Origin of the sequence: Marinobacter sp. UBA2498 (genome assembly GCF_002341575.1) — a bacterium.
Classification (GTDB): domain Bacteria; phylum Pseudomonadota; class Gammaproteobacteria; order Pseudomonadales; family Oleiphilaceae; genus Marinobacter; species Marinobacter manganoxydans.
The window spans coordinates 26536-48649 of sequence record NZ_DDOI01000117.1 but is presented as its reverse complement, the minus strand read 5'-3'; the positions used below and the strand labels follow the sequence as shown (position 1 = coordinate 48649).

21 protein-coding genes are annotated in these 22114 nt (G+C 58.4%); 11 read left to right on the top strand and 10 right to left on the bottom strand.

The window, feature by feature from the left end; genetic code table 11:
- Window positions 1-237 precede the first annotated feature (237 nt).
- Together B2W52_RS16375 and B2W52_RS16370 are read right to left on the bottom strand one after the other, a co-directional pair.
- Window positions 238-378 (bottom strand): hypothetical protein, encoded by a 141-nt coding sequence (locus B2W52_RS16375; RefSeq protein ID WP_286803749.1) that lies wholly within the window; start codon window positions 376-378, stop codon window positions 238-240.
- Between the two features lie 109 nt (window positions 379-487).
- The gene (locus tag B2W52_RS16370; protein ID WP_286803748.1) at window positions 488-1972 is read right to left on the bottom strand and encodes a DUF4331 domain-containing protein; all 1485 of its coding nucleotides are present in this window, start codon (window positions 1970-1972) and stop codon (window positions 488-490) included.
- A 154-nt stretch (window positions 1973-2126) separates the two neighbouring features.
- On the opposite strand from B2W52_RS16370, the gene B2W52_RS16365 reads away from it, so the two are divergent.
- Entirely contained in the window at window positions 2127-2684 is a 558-nt protein-coding gene (locus tag B2W52_RS16365) for a sigma-70 family RNA polymerase sigma factor (RefSeq protein ID WP_286803747.1), read from the top strand.
- Window positions 2681-3382 carry an anti-sigma factor gene (locus B2W52_RS16360; RefSeq protein WP_273069135.1) on the top strand — a complete coding sequence of 234 codons (702 nt, stop codon included), beginning with the start codon at window positions 2681-2683 and terminating at the stop codon, window positions 3380-3382. The genes B2W52_RS16365 and B2W52_RS16360 overlap by 4 nt, the downstream gene beginning before the upstream one ends.
- 7 nt (window positions 3383-3389) lie before the next feature.
- Here B2W52_RS16360 and B2W52_RS16355 read toward each other — a convergent pair whose 3' ends face one another.
- Window positions 3390-4811, bottom strand: a complete 1422-nt coding sequence (locus B2W52_RS16355; RefSeq protein WP_273069134.1) for an HDOD domain-containing protein — start codon at window positions 4809-4811, stop codon at window positions 3390-3392.
- Between the two features lie 214 nt (window positions 4812-5025).
- Between B2W52_RS16355 and B2W52_RS16350 the strand changes: the two genes are divergently transcribed.
- The 3 genes from B2W52_RS16350 to B2W52_RS16340 all read left to right on the top strand — a co-directional run bounded on the left by B2W52_RS16350 (window position 5026) and on the right by B2W52_RS16340 (window position 7669).
- A complete protein-coding gene (locus B2W52_RS16350; protein WP_104270440.1) occupies window positions 5026-6033 on the top strand; it encodes a methionine ABC transporter ATP-binding protein in 1008 nt (335 codons plus the stop codon).
- Complete coding sequence (locus B2W52_RS16345; RefSeq protein ID WP_008176989.1) at window positions 6033-6698, top strand: methionine ABC transporter permease; 666 nt, start codon at window positions 6033-6035, stop codon at window positions 6696-6698. Before B2W52_RS16350 ends, B2W52_RS16345 begins: the two co-directional genes overlap by 1 nt.
- Before the next feature lie 188 nt (window positions 6699-6886).
- The gene (locus B2W52_RS16340; RefSeq protein WP_053113603.1) at window positions 6887-7669 is read left to right on the top strand and encodes a MetQ/NlpA family ABC transporter substrate-binding protein; all 783 of its coding nucleotides are present in this window, start codon (window positions 6887-6889) and stop codon (window positions 7667-7669) included.
- Window positions 7670-7747: 78 nt separating this feature from the next.
- Here B2W52_RS16340 and B2W52_RS16335 read toward each other — a convergent pair whose 3' ends face one another.
- The gene (locus B2W52_RS16335; protein ID WP_062783364.1) at window positions 7748-8401 is read right to left on the bottom strand and encodes a peroxiredoxin; all 654 of its coding nucleotides are present in this window, start codon (window positions 8399-8401) and stop codon (window positions 7748-7750) included.
- A gap of 122 nt (window positions 8402-8523) precedes the next feature.
- Window positions 8524-9885: an alanine/glycine:cation symporter family protein gene (locus B2W52_RS16330; protein ID WP_273069130.1), complete on the bottom strand. Its 1362-nt coding sequence runs from the start codon at window positions 9883-9885 to the stop codon at window positions 8524-8526.
- A gap of 182 nt (window positions 9886-10067) precedes the next feature.
- Here B2W52_RS16330 and B2W52_RS16325 point away from each other — a divergent pair, with 182 nt between their 5' ends.
- Entirely contained in the window at window positions 10068-10499 is a 432-nt protein-coding gene (locus B2W52_RS16325; RefSeq protein ID WP_008176998.1) for a CBS domain-containing protein, read from the top strand.
- A 30-nt stretch (window positions 10500-10529) separates the two neighbouring features.
- Entirely contained in the window at window positions 10530-11372 is an 843-nt protein-coding gene (fghA, locus tag B2W52_RS16320) for an S-formylglutathione hydrolase (RefSeq protein WP_008177000.1), read from the top strand.
- Window positions 11373-11386: 14 nt separating this feature from the next.
- Here the strand turns inward: fghA and B2W52_RS16315 are convergent, their stop codons facing one another.
- A complete protein-coding gene (locus tag B2W52_RS16315; RefSeq protein WP_092033022.1) occupies window positions 11387-12511 on the bottom strand; it encodes an HD-GYP domain-containing protein in 1125 nt (374 codons plus the stop codon).
- Window positions 12512-12768: 257 nt separating this feature from the next.
- Between B2W52_RS16315 and B2W52_RS16310 the strand changes: the two genes are divergently transcribed.
- Window positions 12769-13806 (top strand): GGDEF domain-containing protein, encoded by a 1038-nt coding sequence (locus B2W52_RS16310; protein WP_286803746.1) that lies wholly within the window; start codon window positions 12769-12771, stop codon window positions 13804-13806.
- On the opposite strand, the gene B2W52_RS16305 is transcribed toward B2W52_RS16310, so the two are convergent.
- Entirely contained in the window at window positions 13770-15191 is a 1422-nt protein-coding gene (locus tag B2W52_RS16305; RefSeq protein WP_286803745.1) for an MATE family efflux transporter, read from the bottom strand. The genes B2W52_RS16310 and B2W52_RS16305 overlap by 37 nt on opposite strands.
- Window positions 15192-15276: 85 nt before the next feature.
- On the opposite strand from B2W52_RS16305, the gene B2W52_RS16300 reads away from it, so the two are divergent.
- From B2W52_RS16300 to B2W52_RS16290, 3 genes are all read left to right on the top strand, one after another.
- The gene (locus B2W52_RS16300; protein WP_041646450.1) at window positions 15277-16149 is read left to right on the top strand and encodes a carboxylate/amino acid/amine transporter; all 873 of its coding nucleotides are present in this window, start codon (window positions 15277-15279) and stop codon (window positions 16147-16149) included.
- Between the two features lie 152 nt (window positions 16150-16301).
- The gene (locus tag B2W52_RS16295; RefSeq protein ID WP_273069126.1) at window positions 16302-17876 is read left to right on the top strand and encodes a methyl-accepting chemotaxis protein; all 1575 of its coding nucleotides are present in this window, start codon (window positions 16302-16304) and stop codon (window positions 17874-17876) included.
- A 166-nt stretch (window positions 17877-18042) separates the two neighbouring features.
- The gene (locus tag B2W52_RS16290; RefSeq protein ID WP_273069125.1) at window positions 18043-19440 is read left to right on the top strand and encodes a sodium-dependent transporter; all 1398 of its coding nucleotides are present in this window, start codon (window positions 18043-18045) and stop codon (window positions 19438-19440) included.
- Between the two features lie 90 nt (window positions 19441-19530).
- On the opposite strand, the gene B2W52_RS16285 is transcribed toward B2W52_RS16290, so the two are convergent.
- The 3 genes from B2W52_RS16285 to B2W52_RS16275 all read right to left on the bottom strand — a co-directional run bounded on the left by B2W52_RS16285 (window position 19531) and on the right by B2W52_RS16275 (window position 22072).
- Window positions 19531-20115, bottom strand: a complete 585-nt coding sequence (locus B2W52_RS16285; RefSeq protein ID WP_273069124.1) for a hypothetical protein — start codon at window positions 20113-20115, stop codon at window positions 19531-19533.
- A 101-nt stretch (window positions 20116-20216) separates the two neighbouring features.
- Entirely contained in the window at window positions 20217-21527 is a 1311-nt protein-coding gene (locus B2W52_RS16280) for a TRAP transporter large permease (RefSeq protein ID WP_202346381.1), read from the bottom strand.
- Entirely contained in the window at window positions 21524-22072 is a 549-nt protein-coding gene (locus B2W52_RS16275) for a TRAP transporter small permease subunit (protein ID WP_053113628.1), read from the bottom strand. The genes B2W52_RS16280 and B2W52_RS16275 overlap by 4 nt, the downstream gene beginning before the upstream one ends.
- Between the last annotated feature and the right edge of the window lie 42 nt (window positions 22073-22114).

Sequence of the window (22114 nt, the reverse complement as noted above, 5' to 3'; positions counted from 1 at the left end):
AGCATTTGCAGACGGTCCCCAACCACTTCGGGGGAATCCGTCTCCCGTAAGAGCTCGTTAGCGGCGCCGGGTAACTCGGTCAGTATTTCATTGTCATTGAACTCCGTGATGATGGGATCCGGGGCGGCGTGTATCTGGCAGGGCGCGAAAATCGCGATCAACCAAAAAATCCTGCCCCGAAGGGCAGGCAAGGATAAGGCCGGCCCGAAACAACGGGGAAACCGGCCAAGTGGAGTGTTATTGAAGCAGGTCATCGAATGCCTGTGGATTATTCTGGTCATTGAAACTCAGGTCGATGCCGTTGACGTTCGCCGGCTGGGCGTCGTCGCTTGTCCGGGCGAACTGGGTTTTAACAAACGTTGTAAAGTCGACGGTCACAGCCGGCCTTTCCGATCGGCTGTTGGAGCCGTCGAAGCAACCTGCCATCAATAACGCAATCGCGCAGACGGCCGTAAGTTTTGTGAGGGACCTCATGGCTACCTCCCGGTTATTCGTTGGGTGAACCGGCGATGGGTGTCGCCAGGTAAGGGAACGACTCATAGTCTGCGGGCAGGCTGGTAGGATCCGCTGCCAGCTGGACGCCGTCGGTGTACTCGAGGCTGCCATCAGGCGCATCGGCGGGGTCTGCCAGTACACCCATGGCGACGCGAAGCGCAATGTCGACGGTGTCATCGTAGGGCCGACGGCCATTCGGGAAGCCGGCGTTGTCACCCGCCAGAACACCGAGATCGTTCTGGCTGTTCAGCGGCGTTGGTGCAACGGCGGGCGTCAGTCGCAACATTTCGGAGGCAGTTACGCCCTCAGGCATGTTGACTCCCGGTACGCCGGTGAGGAATGCCGTGACAAGATCGTTGCGCGGGAAGTTGTTCGGTGCAGTTACGGGGAACAGCACTTCCAGAAGCTCCGGCAGTGTCGGGTGTGTGACATAGGTGGCGAACTGCCCATCATCTTTTGGTTCACTGGCGTTGAAACGGTCTTTGTCCTTGAGCCCGATAACCACCTCATTTACCAGTGGCATGCCCAGACGCGAAACCTGGGTATAGGCACCACCTTCAACGGTTGCGCCCCGGCCTGCGGTGCTGGGAGCAGGGTTGATGATACGTGCCTGCCGGACGCTCGCTGTAGTCCAGGCACCGATTACGGGCTGGCCGTTGGAGTTCATGGCGGTGCCGGTCAGGCAATCGGTAGGCACCTCAAGGGCAAAGGAGGTGACGTTCTTGTCAGCCAGATCACCGGGGCCTTCACCATTCCGGGGGCCAAGCGGGTTGGTGTTAACCAGGTCGAAGATTTCACCCAGGTTCACCGCAAACGCCTCCTGGCGCTGCCCGACAAATACCCGACCGTTGGTTCCGCAGCCGGGAATGGCGATATCAAACACGTGTTGGCCGGCGTAACTGGCGTAATCACCAAAGGACTTTGCACCGATGTTGTCCAAAGGTTTATCGAAAGTTTCGGTGCCGGTGTTCACGTTGGTGGCGGCCTGAACGCTACCCGTGCGGCGATCGCCGGAAATAACATCCACCGTGTAGGTTTGTCGCAACTGAACGTTGCCGGCGTCACTTGCGTCGCCAATGTTCTTGAGGGGTACAGATACCATCCGCTGGTCGCCATCCGGCCCGACCGGCAACTGAATGTCGTTCAGGTTGTCTTCCAGCTGGAACCGGAACGTCAGATCCTCAACGGCATCGCCGTCGTTGTCGACGTGAATCTCATAGATGGCATCGTCGTCCAGATCGAAATAATTGGGACCGCCATAGGCGTCCTGCAGAGGCAGGTAATTGGCAATAAGGGTCACGAAATCCGCTCTGCCGGACTCGTAGCTCCGAAACATGTAGAAGTCGGTGCCGTCGACTTTCGGGATTTCGGTGATGAAGGGCGCTTCGCGGTGGCTCGAAGCCTGGACCAGGCCGGTGGCGAGGCAGGTTCCGGCGACGGCGATAGCGAGGCTGGACCGTTTCAGAATTGTTTTCATGTCGCTTTCCTCTTTGTGTTTGGGTGCGTCGTAGGAAGGAACGAGTGGGCCCGTTGAAAAGTTGCAGTCGTTGGAAAAATTCTTTTCGGCATAAGCGCAACTTCCGCTCCGTGCGCCCGTACCTGGGGCATTAACCATAACAACGAGGGTGTTTATGGCTTCTGTCGAGGTAAATCAGGACGAGTTGATGCGGCTTTTGCGTTCCGTGGCGAGGAAGGACCGACAAGCGTTCCAACAACTCTACAGCCAGGTGGCGGCGAGAATGTTCGGCCTGTGCGTCAAACTGGCGAACCATCGAGAGCTTGCGGAAGAAGCGATGCAGGAGAGCTTCATCCAGATCTGGCATCACGCTGGCGAATACCACCGCGATCGGGGCGCGCCGCTGGCCTGGATGATGACCATTGCCCGGTACCGGACGCTCGATCTGATGCGCGCCCGGAAAGTGCGGCAGACGGCCGGCGATGAGCACCTTGACCAGGTTGAGGACAAGCGAGGTGGACCTCTGGATGATTCGTTGCGCACTTCCGGCTCGGCCCAGCTGACAGGCTGCCTGGAAGAACTCAGCGATGTGCAGCGGGACAGCATCCTGCTCGCCTATTACCGGGGCTTCACTCACGATGAGTTGTCAGAAACCCTGAACTCGCCTGTCGGCACGGTGAAGAGCTGGATCCGGAGGGGACTCATGGCGCTGAAGAGGTGTCTTGAACGATGAGAAAATCACCTGAACGCGTAGAGATTCTTGCGGCGGAATATGTTCTGGGTTCTTTGAAAGGCCCTGCTCGCCTCCGCTTCGAGGGATGGATGATGGAATCCGGTCGGGTTCGTCAGGAAGTCTGGTTCTGGGAGCAGCAGCTCGGCGCCCTGTCGACGATCGCCATCCCGGAGACGCCCCCGCCAAGCATCTGGTCGGGCATCCAGCAACGGTTGTGGCCCGAACACTCCAAACCGAAAGCCCCGGTTTCCTCAAGAGCCGGATGGTTTTGGCCAGGCTGGGGATTGACGGCAACCGCAGCGGCGGTCTTTTTCGCCGTTCTGTTAGTTTTACAGCCGTCTCCCGTTCCAGAAAGGCCCATGTTAGCCGGGGCGATCATCGAGGCCGAACTTGGCGACCCGCTGTGGCTGTTAAGTGAGACGGATCGTGGCAACCTGCTGAAATTGCGCGCTGTTGCCGCAGGCTCCGCGGAGTCCGGTAAGGATTATGAGCTCTGGGTTGTACCAGAGGAGGGGCGGCCTCTTTCGCTAGGGGTCCTGCCGGCGAGTGAAACTCACCAGGTGGGGCTGTCGGATGAAGCTCAGAGCTCATTGAGCGGCAGCCGGACCCTGGCAATCAGTCTTGAACCTGAAGGCGGTTCACCGACCGGATCGCCAACCGGGCCGGTTTTGCACGTCACCAGGCTCTACGAGCTCTGAGTCAATGCTAATGGGTAGAGAGTAAGGTCAGGCACAGCTGCGCGTTCTGAATAAAGTGGCCGAACGCTGATAGCTGCTCTTTTGAGGGCAGGTAAGCACCGGCTGCATTGTCGGCATAGAACAGACCGACCAGCCTTCCATTTGCCTTGATCGGGCCAATCAAAGCCGGCACTTTGCCCAGCCAGCGATCATACGCCACGCCTTCGGCGTTTGGTTTTGGTTCGTAGATGCTGCAATGGGCATGAGGCAGAAGCGGGCCCAGTGGCCCGGTGCCGTCCTTGGGAATCACGAAATGTTCGCGCCATTCCTCGGTGCCACGGCCGCCGAGTTTTCTGGGCACCAGTTCATTGCCGGTGCGGTCACTCATCAACAGGGCTACTCGCTGCATACCAATAGCCCGGTGTATGCCTTCAATTACCAGCTGACAGACTTCGTTGATATCCGGTTTCTCGGCGAGGCAATGGCTTAATTCGCGCAGGATTTCCAGCTGCAGCTCCGCATCCATGTCTGGCGCCCTTGCGCCGGTGTCGCCAGATTTGCCCTCGGCGCCCGGCATCATGGCAGTGACTTGCGGAATGCCCAGGGAAACGGCCACGCGGGTGGCCTCCGATGCGTTCACCTTGAGCTGGTCGCGAACCACCGCCGGGGGCTCACCAATATCCCTGCCCAGGCGTTCCAATACCTTGTCCATGTCCGGACCGCTCCAGCCCTGTTCCGACAGTCGGGCCATTTCCACGGAATTCCGCACCAGGCTAGAAGCCATGGAATTGGCCTGACCCGGAGACACAACATCCCTGATAAATGGCCCGAGGGACCAGGCCTCCACAAGACCGCGGGTGATTTCGGTAAACGTTGAGTGCAGCACGGCTTTCTGGGCCTCAACCGGAGGTTCCTCAAGCCGCAGTCGTTCCTCGAGTTCCGTCGCCTGTTGTGTCTCGCAGGACCAGAACGCCAGCTCGCCGATGTTCATCAGCAAGGCCCCGATAAAAACCTCTTCCAGGGCCGTTTCATTCCGTTTGGGCATCAGACACCGGGCCTGAACCGCGGCGTGAATGGCTCGTGCCAGGCAGCGCAGGAGGTGCGGGCGGTCGTTGCGTTTCAGGAGCGCATCGACGATCAGCGAGGAAATGGCCATGGATTTCACGGCATCGAAGCCGATCAGGGTAATGGCCCGGCTGACCGTGCTGACCTGCGTCCGCGTCTGGTTGTAGAACACGGTGTTGGACAGTCTCAGCACCTGGGAGGTGAGCTGGGCGTCGTTGAGAATTACGTTGGCCAACTCGTTGACGGTGCTGTTTCGGCTGTCGGTCAGTTCGTTGATGCGCCGAAGCGTATTGGCCAGTACCGGCAGCTCGACCTTGCTGAGATAGGTTACCCATGCCTGGGTGGAGTTCATCCTTGAGGGCGTTGGTTGTTTTTCGTTGGTCACGTTGGTGAGTCTCTGGGCAGCGCGTCTCTGAAAGAGCTCCGGGGAAATGTAAGGTTCTTTTGTGATCCAAGTTTAGTTCAGTGGGGTGTCCGGTGTCAGGTAACCGTTTGTGTAGGGATATCTACCCACACTGAGAATCATTCCGGAATTCGGGTTTGCCGACCGTTTGGGCTATAATCGCCGGTTTTAACGCTGCACCCACAAGGCGCTGACCGTGATTGTATTTGACCAGGTACAGAAGTCGTATCAGGTAGGCGGCCGGGCGATCCCCGCGCTGCATCCCACCGATATGACCATTGAAACCGGCGAGGTATTCGGCATCGTTGGCCATTCCGGCGCCGGTAAATCGACGCTGGTGCGTCTGATCAACCTGCTGGAACCACCCACCGGCGGTCGTATTCTGATCGACGACGAGAACATTACCGACTACGACGCTGCCGAACTCCGTGCCTTTCGCCGCAAGGTGGGAATGATCTTCCAGCACTTCAACCTGCTGTCGTCGAAAACCGTGGCGGACAATATTGCCTTCCCGATGAAGCTGGCGGGGATCTACTCGAAGGCCGAGATTCGGGATCGGGTTGAGGAACTGTTGGCCCGGGTCAGCCTCACCGACCACGCCAACAAATACCCATCGCAGCTCTCCGGCGGGCAGAAACAGCGAGTGGGCATTGCCCGCGCCCTGGCCTGCCGGCCCACGATCCTGCTGTGCGACGAAGCCACCAGCGCTCTCGACCCGCAAACGACCCAGTCGGTGCTGAAGCTGCTGGCCGACATCAACCGGGAACTGGGCCTGACCATCGTACTGATCACCCATGAAATGGACGTGGTGCGCCGGGTCTGCGATCGCGTAGCTGTGATGGATGCTGGTGAAGTGGTCGAAATGGGCCCGGTCAGCGAGGTGTTCCTGCACCCGAAGCACCCGACCACACGAGACTTTGTCTTCGAGAGCGAAAGCATTGACCGGGACGAACTCCAGGAAGACCTGAGCAAGGCCAGCGGCCGGATCCTCCGCCTGACCTTCAAGGGCGAATCCACTTATAAACCGCTGCTGGGCAGCGTTGCCCGGGAGTCCGGCGTGGATTTCAGCATTCTTTCCGGCCGAATCGACCACATCAAGGACACACCCTACGGCCAACTGACCCTGTCACTGGTGGGCGGTGATCTCGAGGTGGCCATGCAGGCGCTCAAGGCCGCCGACGTTCACGTGGAGGTGCTGCGCTGATGGAAGACCTGTTAAGCAATGTAGACTGGACCGAAATTGGCTGGGCCAGCTGGGATACCCTGGTGATGGTGGGTATGTCCCTGCTGTTCAGCGTCCTGATCGGCCTGCCCATCGGCGTTCTTCTGTTCCTGTTCGGCAAACGCCAGCTGCTGGAACAGCCGGTGGCCTATGCGGTGCTGTCGTTCGTGGTGAACGTGCTCCGTTCCGTGCCGTTCATCATCCTGCTGATCGTTATGATCCCCTTCACCGTAATGCTGATTGGCACGTCCCTGGGCGTGGCCGGAGCAATCCCGCCGCTGGTGGCTGGCGGTGCGCCGTTCTTTGCACGGTTGGTGGAAACTTCCCTGCGAGAAGTGGACCGCGGCATCATCGAGGCCACCCAGGCCATGGGCGCTAGCGTTAAACAGATCATCTTCGGTGCTCTGTTACCGGAAGCGCTGCCAGGCATCATTGCTGGTATCACCGTTACTGCGATCACTCTGGTTTCCTACGCGGCCATGTCCGGAGTCATAGGTGGCGGCGGTCTTGGCGATCTGGCGATCCGCTTCGGCTATCAACGATTCCAGACCGACGTAATGGTCATTACAGTCGCGCTACTGGTTATTTTCGTACAGGTGCTGCAGATGGTCGGCGACCGTCTGGTTCTGTACTTCAGCAGAAAGTAGAAAAGCTGGATATAGGCCGTTGGGCGGTCGGAGTACCCTTCCGAAAACGTGGAGCGCCAGGGATGGCGCGACCGAGCCCTACACGGACGTATTCACGGGCGTTTTTCGGAAGGGTACTCCGACCGACCGCCGGCCGTACTCCGAACCCGAACTCATTTGTTCAAGATGCTCAACAGGAGAATCGATCTATGAATCTGAAGAAAACACTCGCAGCACTAGCTGCCGCAGCCACGTTTTCCGGCGCCGTTGCTGCCGAAGAACTCTCCGTAGCTGCCACCCCGGTTCCCCATGCCGAAATCCTGGAATTCGTGAAGCCTCAGCTGGCCGAGCAGGGCGTGGAACTGGACGTGAAGGTATTCACCGATTACATCCAGCCGAATATCCAGGTGGACCAGAAGCGGATGGACGCCAACTTCTTCCAGCACCAGCCGTACCTGGATGAATTCAACGAAGGCCGTGGTACCAATCTGGTAACCGTGACCGGCGTTCACGTTGAGCCGTTTGGCGCCTACTCCAGCAAGATTGATTCGCTGGACGAGCTCAAAGAAGGTGCGGTGGTTGCCATTCCGAACGACCCGACCAACGGTGGCCGTGCGCTGCTGCTCCTGCAGAAGGCCGGCGTGATCACCCTGAAAGACGAGAGCAAGATCACTGCAACACCCCGTGATATCGCCGATAACCCGAAAGATCTCGACTTCAAGGAACTGGAAGCTGCCACCCTGCCCCGTATCCTGAACCAGGTCGACCTTGCGCTAATCAATACCAACTATGCGCTGGAAGCCGGCCTGAACCCGTCTGAAGATGCATTGGTAATTGAGGGCTCCGAGTCACCTTATGTGAACATCCTGGTGGCCCGTCCGGACAACAAGGACAGCGAGGCTATGCAGAAACTGGCTGCGGCTCTGAAGTCTGATGCGGTTCGCGACTTCATCATGGAAAAGTATGAGGGTGCAGTGGTTCCGGCATTCTGATTGCCTGATCCACGACCATGAAAAAGGCCGGACAGCGAATGCTGCCCGGCCTTTTTTATAGGCTTAAGAGGCTAGTGATCAGTCACCGCTCCAGTTGGCTTTAGGGTCTGGTGTCATCCGCAGGTAGGATTTGACAGCCTTGTAGCCTTTCGGGAAGCGTTGCTTGATTTCTTCCTCGTCCTGAAGGGACGGAACGATAACGACATCGCCACCACGCTCCCAGTTGCCCGGGGTCGCGACCTTGTGTTCGTCGGTCAGCTGCAGCGAATCGATCACCCGCAGAACTTCGTTGAAGTTACGACCGGTGCTGGCCGGGTAGGTAATCATCAAGCGAACCTTCTTGTTCGGGTCGATCACGAACAGCGAGCGCACGGTAAGGCTGCTGTCGGCATTCGGGTGAATCATGTCGTACAGCTGGGACACCTTGCGATCATGGTCTGCAATGATCGGGAAGTTTACCGCGCAGCCCTGGGTTTCATTGATGTCCTTGATCCACTCGTGGTGGGAATCGACCGGATCAACGCTCAGTGCGATGGCCTTGACGCCGCGCTTGGCGAACTCGTCCTTCAGTTTGGCGGTCAGGCCCAGCTCGGTCGTGCAGACCGGGGTGAAATCCGCCGGGTGCGAGAACAGCACGCCCCAGCTGTCGCCCAGCCAGTCGTAAAACGAAATCTTCCCTTCACTGGAGTCCTGTTCAAAATCAGGGGCGGTATCTCCGAGACGTAAAGTCATGTGTACTCTCCTTTGATCATGTTAGTGACAATTTCGTTTGTTATTCCGGCCCTGAAACGGCCGGGTTGTGTTCTGAGTGTATACGACAAACCTTGGTGCCAGATGAAGCAATTACAAGGGGCTCAGACCCCCAGCGCTTTCTCCTTCTCAAAATGCTCACGGGTGAGCTTGAACACAATCGGGCTCAGCATCAGCAGGGCAATCAGGTTCGGCAATGCCATCATGGCATTCAGGGTGTCTGCCACCAGCCAGACAAAGCCCAGGTTCAGGGTGGCACCCACCGGGATAGCCAGAATCCATGCAATGCGGTACGGCACGATGGCCTTTACGCCGAACAGGAACTCAATGCAGCGCTCACCATAGAACGACCAGCCCAGAATGGTTGTGAACGCAAAAACCGCGAGGGCAATGGCTACAAGATAGTTGCCAACGCCGGGCAGCGCCTCCTGGAATGCCATGGAGGTCAGTGCCGCCCCGGATTCCCCGGAGGTCCAGGTGCCGGAGGTGATAATCACCAGTCCGGTAATCGTGCAGATGATAATGGTATCGATGAAGGTGCCGAGCATGGCCACCATGCCCTGATTGATCGGGTTTCGGGTTTGTGCGGCGGCGTGGGCAATGGGCGCGGAGCCCAGGCCGGCTTCATTGGAGAAGATGCCACGGGCCACCCCGAAGCGGATGGCTGCCCAGACTGCCGCACCGGCAAACCCACCCTCGGCGGCGATGGGGCTGAAGGCATGTTTGATCACCAGGGCAAAAGCGGCAGGAATATCGGCGGCGTTGATAGCCAGCACCACAAGCCCGGCGATCAGATAGGAAACTGCCATCAACGGCACCAGGGCGCTGGCGACATGGCCGATCCTGCGGATACCGCCGATCAGAACCATACCCACCAGAGCCATAAGAACGAGGCCGGTCACCCAGTGCGGCAGCCCAAAGTTGGTCTCCATGACATCGGCAACCGAATTTGCCTGCACAGTATTCCCGATGCCGAAACCGGCGATGGCGGCAAAGACGGCAAACAGGACGCCAAGCCAGGCCCACTTGCGACCCAGGCCGTTGCGGATGTAATACATCGGGCCGCCCACGTGGGCACCGCGTTCGTCGACTTCGCGGAAACGCACCGCCAGGACCGCCTCGGAGTACTTGGTGGCCATGCCCACAAGGGCCGTAAGCCACATCCAGAAAAGCGCGCCGGGGCCCCCAAGGAACACGGCTGTGGCAACCCCGGCAATGTTGCCTGTGCCAACGGTGGCTGAGAGCGCTGTCATCAACGCCTGGAACGGCGGGATTTCACCCTCGGATTCAGATCCCGCGGCGGAGCGGCCTTTCCACATCAACCGGAAACCGGCGCCCAGCTTCAGCACCGGCATCAGCTTCAGGCCCAGGCTGAGGAATAGCCCGACGCCCAGAATCAGAACCAGCATGGGTGGGCCCCAGACCAGCCCGTTTATCTGCCCTACGAATTCAGAAATAGCTTCCATGGGATCTCCCTCTGTCTGCCATGGATTGGTTTGGATTTTTGACCCGGATTGGGTATAACCGGCTGAGTTTAGTCAGAAATTTTCCCATGTAAACCGATGGCCCGGTAAAAGTGGTGGATTCAGGGGTGATTGCCTATGCTCATTACAATGGCGACCATCCACCGAGGAGAGAGATTCTGCCCATGCGTTCACTCAAAGTTTCAGATGTCATGTGGAACCACATCGAGCCGGTCCGCTGTGGCACGCAGCTCACCAAGGTGGTAAAGACGCTGCTCCACAACCACGTAACCGGTCTTCCGGTTGTTGATGACCAGCGCCATGTTATCGGATTCATCTCCGAGCAGGACTGTATCCATGCCCTGCTGGTCAGCGGCTATCACCGTGAGGGCGATCCACTTGTTGACGACGTCATGTTCCGGAAACCGGTGACGATTTCGGCAGAGATGGCCGTTGTGGATCTTGCCCAGAACCTCGGTGCGGGCAAGCCAAAGGTGTACCCGGTTGTGGATCACGGCAAACTGATTGGTATTGTCACCCGTACTGCTATCCTGGCCGAGTTGGCGCGCACCGGTTTCGGTCTGGAGCCGCCAAAGCACGCCAGTGCCCTGGACTGAAACACACTTATTTTCTGAATTGAGGACACTATGGAACTCCTATCCACGAACGTCTGTTTCGAAGGCGAGCACCGCCGCTACCGGCATACTTCCGCTACCCTCGAATGCGACATGGAGTTTGCGGTGTACCTGCCGCCCGTGGCTGTGGGCTCCAACCCGAAGAAGGTGCCGGTTCTCTACTGGCTATCAGGGCTGACCTGCACCGACCAGAATTTCATGCAAAAGGCGGGTGCCCAGAAACGGGCCGCTCAGCTGGGGATGGCCATCGTTTGTCCTGACACCAGCCCCCGTGGAGTGAACCTGCCGGGCGAGGATGACAGTTATGACTTTGGCTCCGGCGCCGGCTTCTACATCAACGCCACAGAGCAACCCTGGGCACCCCATTACCGGATGTACGACTACGTGGTGAAGGAATTGCCGCAGTTGATCGAGAATGAATTGCCGGTAACAGACAAGCGCTCCGTCAGCGGCCACTCCATGGGCGGCCACGGCGCTCTGATCTGCGCCCTGAAGAATCCGGGCCGCTACGCCTCGGTGTCGGCGTTTGCGCCCATCGCCAACCCAACCGAGTGCCCCTGGGGCCAGAAAGCCTTCAAGGGCTATCTTGGAGACGATCCGCGAAGTTGGGAAGAATGGGATGCCACATTGCTCATTCCCACCGCTCGGGAGCGGTTGCCGCTACTGGTGGACCAGGGCACGGCGGACGAGTTTCTGGACAGCCAGCTGAACCCGGATGCGCTGGCGGACGCCTGTGAGAAGTTCCACCATCACATCAACCTGCGCATGCACCGGGGCTATGATCACAGCTATTTCTTCATTGCCTCATTCATTGATGATCACCTTGATCATCATGCAAAAGCACTGGGTTTATAGCATGGTGACATTGGTCAGGAGCGGAAGCCCCAGACCAGGCTGAAGTCCATGGAAGGCATGACTTCCGGCTCTTCCAGGGACTGGATGCCGAAATCCGGCTCGCTGGTGTCCCGCTCGAAGGTGCCGGTGTAACGGTTGCCACGGGGACCGAAAATGGCTTTGACGAAAGGTCCCCGGGCTCTGACTGGCCGGCGGGTAACCACGCCCACTTCGTTGTTTTCCAGACGAACCAGAATGCCGGGCGGATACTCCCCGAGAATCTGCAGCAGGGCCTTGGGGATGGCCGGTCGGAACTTGCCGTCGGCCAGGTTGGCAATCAGCTTCCGGGCGTCGGCCACATTCATGCGCTGCCGGTAGGCCCGTTTGGTGATCATGGCCACGTAACGCTCTGCCAGCGCCAGGATCTCCGCTTCCGGCCGTATTTCGGTGCCACTCAGACCTTTCGGATAGCCGCTTCCGTCGGCTTGCTCATGGTGTTGCGCAATGATGGTCAGCAGGAGCTTGTTATCGATGCCCGCGGCCTGCAGGGCCTGGATGCTGCGTTCGGGGTGTTTGCGAATGACGCCGCGCTGTTCATCGTTAAGCACTGTATTGGACGCATTCAGCTTGTCGGCGATGGGCACGAGGGCAAGATTGGCGGTAAGGGCGGCAGCAGTCAGTACTGCAACTCGTTTCTCCTCCAGGCCGAATTGCCGGCCAATAAACTGGCAAAGAATGGCGTAAAACAGGATCTGTTCGTGAATGACCGGGCCGATTGAGTAGAGGTGAACCAGTGCCAGGGTTGCATCGGGTGATTCCGTGCATGTGCGCTCGATCATCCGGGCCAGACCGAGGAGCCGTTTTTGGGCCGAAGGATCAGAATCGGTAATGGCTTTCAGGGTAGCTTCAAGGGAGTGGAGCAGGTCCGGGTAATCGGCAAACGGGTTCCTGTCCCGGTTATCCTCGAACACTTCTTCCTGAGGGCGTTCGATCTTGCGAGGTTTGAATCGGCCGCGCTCGAACAATTGCTCCAGCTGGGAATCTGTCTGAATCACATAGCCCTGGCGCAGAAGGATATTGCCGTCTGCATCGTAGACGTCCCAGGGCAGGGGCCGGCCGATGGTCAGCGCCCCGGGCGCAATTCGGACAAGTTCGGTCAAATCAGCTGTCTCTGGTACAGGTTAATTGTGTCGCCAGTGTAACCCCGAATGCGGCTGGGGCTCCACTGGCGCGGGCTGGCTCTGGCCAGGAAGCAGTGTGGTTTTACCTGATTTTACCGCTGCCCCTGTTTTGGGAGGAAGAAAAAATGAGCAAGCGTTCACACTTTGTCTTTTTTGATAGAGAATATGTAAAGAATCGTTGTCCTTTAACGATCATTCAAATTGGTTGAGCTATTCTGGAATTCTGGATAGTACTTTTGTCGGACGAAAACGCTAAATGCTCCATCGCCTCAAGACCGATTTCCGATTTCCGATTATCGATCATCACCCTGCTGGGGGTGAGCGCGTTTCTGGGGATTACTCCATTTGCCGTGATGCGCTACCTGCAGGGCAATCTGCTGGCCGGACTGGTGGATACAACGATTCTTCTCGGTATCTGCTCTGCGCTGGTCTATGCATGGGTAACCGGGGACACGCGACGAAGTGGCGTGGTTGTCGCCAGTGTTGCTTGTGGCGGCGCGGTCGTCGTGGGCATTGTGGTAGGCGAGCCGGGACTGTTCTGGTTATACCCGTGTCTTGTCACTACCTTCTTTCTTGTTAATCCCAGGATTGCGGTAGCCTTGAACATTGCCTCGGTCATTGCCCTGATGGTTCATGGTGGGGCTTTCCGCTCTGATGTTCAGATGTGGTCGTTTGCTTCAACGGCCTTTGTGGTCAGTGCCTGCGCCTATGTCTTTGCCCACAGGAACCATGATCAGCGGGAGCGTCTGGAGCATCTGGCAACGATCGATCCGCTGACCGGCATCAAGAACCGACGCTCAATGGATCAGGAGCTGGATCTGGCGGCAGCGAATGCCCAGCGTACCGGTTTGCCCTATGCCTTGGTCATGCTGGATATCGATCATTTCAAGAAGATCAACGATGAGCATGGCCATGGCGTGGGCGATGGTGTCTTGACCGATCTGTTGGCGCTGCTGAAACAGAACACCCGCAAGTCAGACCAGCTGTTCCGGTACGGTGGCGAAGAATTCGTACTGCTCTTGCCGGGTGTCGATGGCATTGGCCTCAAGGCAGTGATGAACAACCTGCAACAGGTGCTGCGCAAATACATGAAGCACCCCGGCGGTTCGGTGACGGCGTCGTTCGGCGTGGCACTGCTCGAGCATGGCGAAAGCGTTGATAGCTGGCTTGCCCGGGCGGATGCGGCACTCTATGAGGCCAAGGAAGCTGGCCGGGATCGTGTTGTATTTGCCGATGCTCAGCGCACGCCGGAGCTTGCAGCCGAAACGGCCTGATCGCTATTGGGAGCAAACAGAAAGAGTCTGCACCCCAACAGAATGCTGGCAGATGCCAGGCCACCCGTGAGGCCTACCCAGAAGCCGGCAGCCCCCATGGCCGGCACCAGCCAGTCCATGAACGTCAGCACATACCCAAGTGGCATACCAACGCCCCAGAATGAAAACAGCATGATGAACATGGGAATGCGGGTGTCCTTGTAACCCCGCAAGGCGCTGATGCAGGTTACCTGGATAACATCGGCAATCTGGAACAGGGCCGCAAACATCAGAAGCCTCACGGTGACCGCCTGTACCTCGGTATCACTGGTATAGAGCGCTGCGATCTCCCGGGAGAATACAAACAGCAGTATTGCAAAAACCAGCGCCGTAGCAGCCGCCAGAATCAGTGAACTTCGGGAGATGAGGCGTGCGGTGGCGGGCGCCCGGGCACCGATAAGGAAGCTGACCCGGAGAGTCAGCGCCATACCGATGCTCAACGGCAGCATGAACAGTAGAGATACCACGTTCAGGGCAATCTGGTGCCCGGCCACCACCACCGGGCCAAGGGGTGCCAGAAACAGAGCAATGACCGAGAACAGGCTGGCCTCGACAAAGATGGTGAAGCCGATGGGCACGCCGATGCCGAGGATGTAGCGCATGCCTGCCAGGTCCGGCTTCACCCAATCGGCAATCAGGTGAAACTGACGGTAAACCCGGCTTCGGTTCAGATACACGAGCAGTGCCGCTGCCGCGACACCGTTGGAAATGGATGTGGCCCAGCCACAACCGACACCGCCCATCGCAGGTAGCCCCAACTTGCCGTAGATGAAGATGTAGTTCATCGGCAGATTGATCAGTGTGCTGAGTACAGAGAATGCCATGATCACGCGGGTGTGCCCGAGGCCATCGGTCAGGCCCCGTAGTGCCGTCATTAACAGCAGCGCCGGGATGCCCCAGGCGAAGGCATTGAGGTAGCCCTGGGTGATGCGTGCGGTATTGGCTTCCAGGTTCAGAAGTGCCAGCACCGGGTGCACGTGAGTCAGCAGCAGGATCATGATCACGGATCCGGCGGCGGCCAGGTAGAGCCCCTGCCAGGTTGCAGGCATGATTTTCCCCACCTCCCGGGCACCGTTGTAGCCGGAAATAATGGGCTGCAGTGCCCCCAGCATGCCCATGAAAAACAGGAACAGGGGCATCCACAGGCTGCTGCCAATACCCACTGCCGCAAGATCCTCGGCACTCGCGTGGCCGGCCATAATGGTATCGATCACGCCGTTGGCCATCTGGGCCAGTTGGGCGATCAGGATCGGCCCGCCCAGAATGGAGAGGGTTCGCCACTCTGTCAGTGTTCTGGTGACCAGCGGCTGGCGGGGTTCCGGTAATGGCTGGTGGATCTCATCCATGGGGTTTTATCCCGTGTTTCTGCACTGCAAGTTTCTCCGAAAACCGTTAAAGTACGCGCCTTGATCACAACAGATGGCAGTGGCGATGGGACTTCTGGTTTTTGTTACCGTTCTGTGGGCGTTTTCATTCAGTCTGATCGGCGAATTTCTGGCCGGCCAGGTGGACAGCGATTTTGCGGTGCTCAGCCGTGTGCTGCTCGGTGCCCTGGTCTTTCTGCCGTTCACCCGTTGGCGGGGCGTGGCTTCCGGACAGAAGCTGGGTATTCTAGTTACCGGCATGCTGCAGTTCGGGATTACCTACCTCTGTCTGTACCGGTCCTTTAGCTACCTGACCGTCCCGGAAGTCCTGCTGTTCACGATTTTCACTCCGCTGTATGTGACCCTGCTGGATGACGCCCTGTTTCGCCGGTTTTCACCGGTGGCGCTCCTGGCTGCAGCCATCGCAACTGTCGGGGCGGGTATCATACGCTACGACGGGCTCAGTGAGGACTTCATTACCGGCTTCCTTTTGCTGCAGGTGGCGAATTTTACCTTTGCAGCCGGCCAGGTAGGTTACAAGCACGTGATGCAACACTACCAGAGTGATCTGCCGGGCTACCGAACCTTCGGCTATTTCTTCTTTGGCGCCCTGATTATTGCGTTGCCGTCCTTCCTGATATTCGGCAATGCCGAGAAGCTGCCGACCACACCGGTACAGTGGGGCATCCTGGCATGGCTGGGGCTTGCTGCCTCCGGCCTGGGTCTGTTCCTGTGGAATCGCGGTGCCTGTGTGGTTGACGCCGGCACCCTGGCTATCATGAACAATGCGTTGGTGCCTGCAGGCCTGATCGTCAACCTGCTGATCTGGAATCGAGACGCCGATTTGCTGAGGCTGGCGATTGGCGGTGGCGTGATTGCCTTCTCCCTCTGGGTAAACGCCCGCTTCCATCCCCGGGCCCGGCTGGCGGTTACGACATAAGTACCTGCACGCACTAAGGTTCCGCTCACCTCTGCCGTTACACTCCACATACGCAAGGTAACCTTTGATGAATATCAATGATATTCATCGGGGCTTACCCTTGTTTGCCCATATTTATCCCCGTGGTCAGCCCCGAGTCAGAAGGTCCGTTTATGCGCAAGAATCTCCCGGTTACCCAGCGTGAAGTAAAAATGCGGAAAGGCGGTCGGTTGATTACCACCACGGACCTGAAAGGGGTGATCACCTACTGCAACGAAGAGTTTGTGGAAATCAGCGGTTTCTCCCGGGAAGAACTGGTTGGCCAGGCTCACAACATCATCCGCCATCCGGACATGCCCCAGGCCGTATTCAAGGATATGTGGGATTACCTGAAGGCCGGCAAGGCCTGGATGGGTGTGGTGAAGAACCGGGCGAAGAGCGGCGACCATTACTGGGTCAGTGCGTACGTTACGCCGATCCGTGAGAACGGCCAGATGGTTGGCTTCGAGTCGGTTCGGGTCGAGCCGACCCGCGAGCAGATCGCCAGGGCCGAGCGGCTGTATTCCAAGATCTCTGCCGGGAAGATGACCTCATCCTTCAGCAATCGTGCCTTGTCGATGCTCCGTTCCGGCTGGCCATTCCTGGTGTCGCTGGTACTCAGCCTTGGTGCCCTCAAGATCAACCAACCTTGGTTGGCAGCAGGCCTGATTGTTGTGGGTCACGCCCTGGGGTTTGGCCTCGTGTTCAACTCCCTGGCCGCTCGCTTGCGCAAGCTGCTGGACCTTCGCCCAGATGCCTTCCGGGATCCCATTGTTGCCCGTACCTACAGCGACGAACGCGGACTGTTCTCGCAGCTGTCGCTGTTGCTGGTCAGTGAAGAGGCCCGTGTTCGGACGGCCCTGGCGCGGATTGATGACCAGGCAGAACTGCTCTATGAGCAGGCGCGGGCCTCCCACGGCTATATCAGCGATGGCGCGGCGGCAATCGCCCGGCAGCGGGCGGAAACCGATCAGACTGCCTCGGCCATCAATGAAATGACCGCCTCAATCCAGGAAGTGGCCGAGTCGGTGACCAGTAACGCCCGTGAAGCCGAGGAGGCCAATCGTCTTGCGGGTGTGGGCAGCGACCGGAGCGCCGAAGCGCTGGTTGCGATTGAAGAGCTGGTAACCCGCGTAAATGGTATTGGTTCGACGATCAGCAAGCTGGGTGAGTCCACCAACAGCATCGGTGAAGCCGCCAACCTGATTTCCGATATTGCCGAGCAAACCAACCTTCTGGCATTGAACGCGGCTATCGAAGCGGCGCGTGCCGGTGAGCAGGGCCGGGGTTTTGCAGTGGTAGCGGATGAGGTGCGCTCACTGGCCCGCCGGACTCGGGAATCCACCGTGCGGATCCAGAACGTGATCGATGATTTCCGTCAGCAGGTGGACTCGGCGGTCCAGGCAACCCGGGACGGTGAGGCTGTTGCCGGTCAGGGCCTTGAAAAGGTGCGGGAGGCCGAGAACTCGCTGCGCGATATCGTGACCTCGATCCAGACCATTTCCGACAGCTTTATCAGTATGTCTGCGGCCTTTGAGGAGCAGAGCCAGGTGTCCGACGAGATCAATCGCCAGATTACCAATATTGCCGAGCTGGCCGATCATAGTGATGCCCAGGCCGACTCCGCCAAGCAGAGCAGTGACCGGCTCAGCGCCATGTCCCGTGGCCTGAAAGACCTGATAGCCAGGTTTATCAGCAAAAACGGCTAGTTAGCTTTAGCTTCCTTTTCCTCCCGCCGGACCAATCCGGACCGGGAGGGCGCCAGCACTGGCATCGACGCGCCAGTGCTGGCAGAATCCCGCCCCAATTGCCCCGGCAACGCCGTGGCTATCCCTTTTTGAAGACATTCCTCAGCCAAAAGCACAGGAACACAACATGACTCAGTCCAACTCGGTTTCGGGCAACGGTTCAGGGGCCGCTCGTGGTCTCTGGTCTTCCCGGTTGGCGTTTATTCTGGCGGCAACCGGTTCGGCCGTCGGTCTCGGTAATATCTGGAAGTTCCCCTACGTTACCGGCGAAAACGGTGGTGGCGCCTTCGTGCTGGTTTATCTGCTGTGTATCGCAGTGATCGGTATCCCCATCATGATGGCGGAAGTGTTTATCGGCCGGAATGGTCGACATAACCCCATCACCAGCATGCGGCTGGTGGCAGAGCGCAACCTCAGCGCGCCGGGCTGGCGGATCTCGGCCATCATCGGGATGATCGCGGCCTTTGTGATCCTCTCTTTCTACTCGGTGATCGGCGGCTGGGCGGCGTCCTATGTGGGACATGCCGCCATGGGCGACTTTACCGGTGGCACCGCAGACTCCATCGGTGAGTTGTTCGGCGGCCTGCTGGCCAGCCCCGGGCAGCTGCTGCTCTGGCACACGATCTTCATGGCGCTGGTTATTCTGGTGGTGTCCCAGGGACTGAAAGGAGGCCTGGAACGGGCCGTCACCATCCTGATGCCGGCCCTGTTTCTGTTGCTGCTAGTGGCGGTAGGTTATGCCACCACAACAGGCCATTTTGGTGAGGCCGTCAGCTTCCTGTTTACGCCGGATTTTGGTGCCCTGACCATCAACGGGGTTCTGATTGCCCTTGGCCACGCCTTTTTTACCCTCAGCCTCGGTATGGCCATCATGATGGCCTACGGTTCCTATCTGGGTCGGGATGTGTCCATTGGTCGCACCGCTGTCAGCGTGGCCATCATGGATACCGTCGTCGCACTCCTGGCCGGCCTGGCCATTTTCCCGGTAGTGTTTGCCAACGGTCTGGAAGCCGGTGCCGGTCCCGGACTGATTTTCCAGACCCTGCCGCTGGCCTTTGGCAATATGCCCATGGGCGGCCTGTTTGGCACCCTGTTCTTTATCCTGCTGTTGTTCGCCGCCTGGACCTCCGGTATTTCCCTGCTGGAGCCGGTAGTTGAGTGGGTTGAGGAAAAGACCAGCCTGGCCCGTACGGGCAGCTCCATCCTTGTCGGTGTGCTCTGCTGGGCGCTGGGCATTGCTTCGATTCTGTCGCTGAATGTCTGGGCCGACGTCGCGCCGCTCGCTATGTTTGAGCGCTTCGAAGGCAAGACCATCTTTGACCTTCTGGACTTCTTCACAGCCAACGTACTGCTGCCGCTCTCCGGTTTGCTGACGGCAGTATTTGTCGGCTGGTTCGTGGCCAAAGAGTCGCTGAAATCCGATCTGGCCCTTCAGGGAGGAGCCTTTACCCTCTGGTACAACCTGATCCGGTTCGTGACTCCCATCGCAGTTGCCATTGTGTTTGTTTATAACCTGATGTCGTGATGCCTGCCTGAGCGGCCTGATGGCTGCTCGCGCACAAAAAAAGCCCGGCGGGTTAAACCGTCGGGCTTTTTGTTTTTCGGCACTCGAGTATCAGTAGTTGCCAGCTTCTCGGAGGGCATCAACATGGGGGCGAACCGCTTTTATGTCTGCCGGAGGCGCATTGCTGGCGCTCTGCATCGCGCCCATGGCGCCCTCCATCATCGCCCGCATCTGAGCTTTTTGCTGGGCGGTCATATTGGGATTGTTTTCAATCTCGGCCATGGCCGCGTTCATTTCTTGCTGGGCTGCCGGGCTCTGCTGCTCCATCTCGATGGCCATCCAGGCCTGGAAGATCCGGTCGCCGGTTGCCGCCCACTCTTCAAGGCTACCGAAGCCGTGGTCCTGAACCAGATCCTCGAGCTGACCATAGGCCTGGTGACCTTCCAGCTCCTTCAGCGAATCGGAGAAAATGCGTGAGAAGTCGGGCATGGTGCCATCGTTCTGGCTGTCCATGTCTTCACTCAGGTCCTCAAACTCAGGCTCCAGCTGTTCGGCAGCCTTCAGGCTGTCGATAAACGATGAGATGGTCTGGTCGGACAGGCCCTGGGCCTGGGTGCCCGCGGAGAACAATGCGAGCAGGGTAAACAGGGTGGTGATGACTGCAGTGTGGATTGATGCAGATAATGGGCCGCGCATAAGCGTCTCTCCTTGTGTTGGGCCCCGGATTCCTTATGCCGGGAGCCCTATGAGAGTAGCGCTTTCACGGATTCACTGCCAAATTTTTGCTGGGCCCAGGCTCAGAAAAACAGGTCCGGCAGCCAGGTGGCAATTTCCGGGAAGATCATGATCAGGATGATGCCGATGATCTCCACAATCACGAAGGGAATGATCGACTTGTAGATATCCTTCATGGTGATCGACGGCGGCACGATGCCCTTCAGGTAGAACAGGTTGAAGCCGAAGGGTGGCGTCATGTAGCCGATTTCCATATTGATCACGAACAGGATGCCGAACCAGATCGGATCGAAGCCCAGGGATTCCACGATCGGCATGAACACCGGCAGGGTGATCAGCATGATACCCACCGGATCCAGCACCATCGCCAGCAGGAACACGATTACCATCATGGCGATGATGATGCCCCAGGGCCCACCGGGCACCATGTTCATCAGGCCCTCGATCAGCTCCTGTGCGCCCATGCTTTGGTACGCAGCGCTGAAGGCATGGGCCGCAAACAGGATCCACATGATCATGCCGGTGAGCTTGAAGGTGCGGATCGCAGCTTCCTTCAGAATGCTCCACTTGAACTGCCGATACACGGCGGCGGAAATCAGGGCGCCGAGAACACCCATGGCAGCGGCTTCAGTCGGGGTGGTAATACCGCCGATGATGGAGCCCAGTACCATGACCACCACTCCAATCGGCAGGAGCACGGCTCGCAGAGCCCGGAATTTCTCCGGCCAGGTGCCTCGTTCTTCTCTTGGCAGCGCCGGTGCCAGCTCCGGTTGCAGGTGGCAGCGCACCAGGATGTAGATGGCCGTCAGTACCATCAGCAGGATGCCGGGCATGATGCCCGCGGCGAACATCTGGCCGACAGACACGCCGGTGATCAGGGCGTAGAGGATCATCAGGATGCTGGGCGGAATCAGGATGCCCCAGCCACCGCCGGTATTGATTACGCCCAGGGCCATGCTCTTGTCGTAGCCACGCTCGAGCATGGATGGCAGGGCTATGGTTCCCATGGCAACCACTGCAGCGCCACTGATGCCGACCATGGCGGCAAATACCGCACAGATGCCAAGGGTGCCGAGGGCAAGGCCGCCTCTCAGGCCGCCGCACCACAGGTGCATCATCCGGTACAGATCCCGGGCCACACCGGTGCGCTCCAGAATCATGGCCATGAATACGAACAGAGGGATGGCGACCAGGGTAAAGCTTTCCATGGTGCCCCAGATCTGGGAGGCCACCATGTAGAAGGAATCAAATCCCCAGGTGAAATACAGGAACACCACCGAGACGCCACCGAGAACAAACGCCAGCGGCAGGCCCAGCAGCAGGAAAAACAGCAGCGAACCGAAGAACAGGAGAGTCAGGGCTTCAATGCTCACAGCTGATCTCCTTCAGATTCGGACTCTTGAGGTGTGTAGTAATCCAGGTTGAAGGCCACGGCGATGTCTTCGAGCAGTTTGACCAACCCTTGCAGAACCAGCAGCGCGGTGCCGATGGGAATGGCCAGCTTCACTGGCCAGATAGGCGGATTCCAGGCCGAGTAGGAAGTTTCCCAACTGGACATGGATTCCTGGGCCATGTCGATCCCGAACCACAGCAGGGCGAGCGTGAAAATGAAAAAGACCACGGAGGTAACAATGTCCAGAGCCGCGCGTTTCCGTGGCTTCAGATGCGAATGCAACAGGTCCACGTTGACGTGGCCGCGATGGGCCATGATGTAGCCACCGGACATTATTGCGTAGATGCCGAAAAGCATCTGGGTCAGTTCGTTGGTCCAGACCGTGGGAGAATTGAGCAGATAGCGGAACCCCACTTCAAGAAGCAGGAACACGAACATTGCGAAAATCAGGAGGGCAACCCACCGGCCGATGAAATCGTTGAGACGGGTAACCCCTCTCATGAATGCGGCAATCATCACACTCATGGCATTCTCCCATGGGATGCTGGTTTGGTTCGGGGAAAGAAA

Bases quoted from the DNA above. Each gene is read 5' to 3' on its own strand.
- fghA (WP_008177000.1), top strand. From the start codon at position 10,530: ATGGAACTCCTATCCACGAACGTCTGTTTCGAAGGCGAGCACCGCCGC.
- B2W52_RS16275 (WP_053113628.1), bottom strand. From the start codon at position 22,072: ATGAGTGTGATGATTGCCGCATTCATGAGAGGGGTTACCCGTCTCAAC.
- B2W52_RS16285 (WP_273069124.1), bottom strand. From the start codon at position 20,115: ATGCGCGGCCCATTATCTGCATCAATCCACACTGCAGTCATCACCACC.
- B2W52_RS16330 (WP_273069130.1), bottom strand. From the start codon at position 9,885: ATGGAAGCTATTTCTGAATTCGTAGGGCAGATAAACGGGCTGGTCTGG.
- B2W52_RS16290 (WP_273069125.1), top strand. From the start codon at position 18,043: ATGACTCAGTCCAACTCGGTTTCGGGCAACGGTTCAGGGGCCGCTCGT.
- B2W52_RS16345 (WP_008176989.1), top strand. From the start codon at position 6,033: ATGGAAGACCTGTTAAGCAATGTAGACTGGACCGAAATTGGCTGGGCC.
- B2W52_RS16370 (WP_286803748.1), bottom strand. From the start codon at position 1,972: ATGAAAACAATTCTGAAACGGTCCAGCCTCGCTATCGCCGTCGCCGGA.
- B2W52_RS16300 (WP_041646450.1), top strand. From the start codon at position 15,277: ATGGGACTTCTGGTTTTTGTTACCGTTCTGTGGGCGTTTTCATTCAGT.
- B2W52_RS16340 (WP_053113603.1), top strand. From the start codon at position 6,887: ATGAATCTGAAGAAAACACTCGCAGCACTAGCTGCCGCAGCCACGTTT.
- B2W52_RS16335 (WP_062783364.1), bottom strand. From the start codon at position 8,401: ATGACTTTACGTCTCGGAGATACCGCCCCTGATTTTGAACAGGACTCC.
- B2W52_RS16325 (WP_008176998.1), top strand. From the start codon at position 10,068: ATGCGTTCACTCAAAGTTTCAGATGTCATGTGGAACCACATCGAGCCG.
- B2W52_RS16360 (WP_273069135.1), top strand. From the start codon at position 2,681: ATGAGAAAATCACCTGAACGCGTAGAGATTCTTGCGGCGGAATATGTT.
- B2W52_RS16365 (WP_286803747.1), top strand. From the start codon at position 2,127: ATGGCTTCTGTCGAGGTAAATCAGGACGAGTTGATGCGGCTTTTGCGT.
- B2W52_RS16295 (WP_273069126.1), top strand. From the start codon at position 16,302: ATGCGCAAGAATCTCCCGGTTACCCAGCGTGAAGTAAAAATGCGGAAA.
- B2W52_RS16305 (WP_286803745.1), bottom strand. From the start codon at position 15,191: ATGGATGAGATCCACCAGCCATTACCGGAACCCCGCCAGCCGCTGGTC.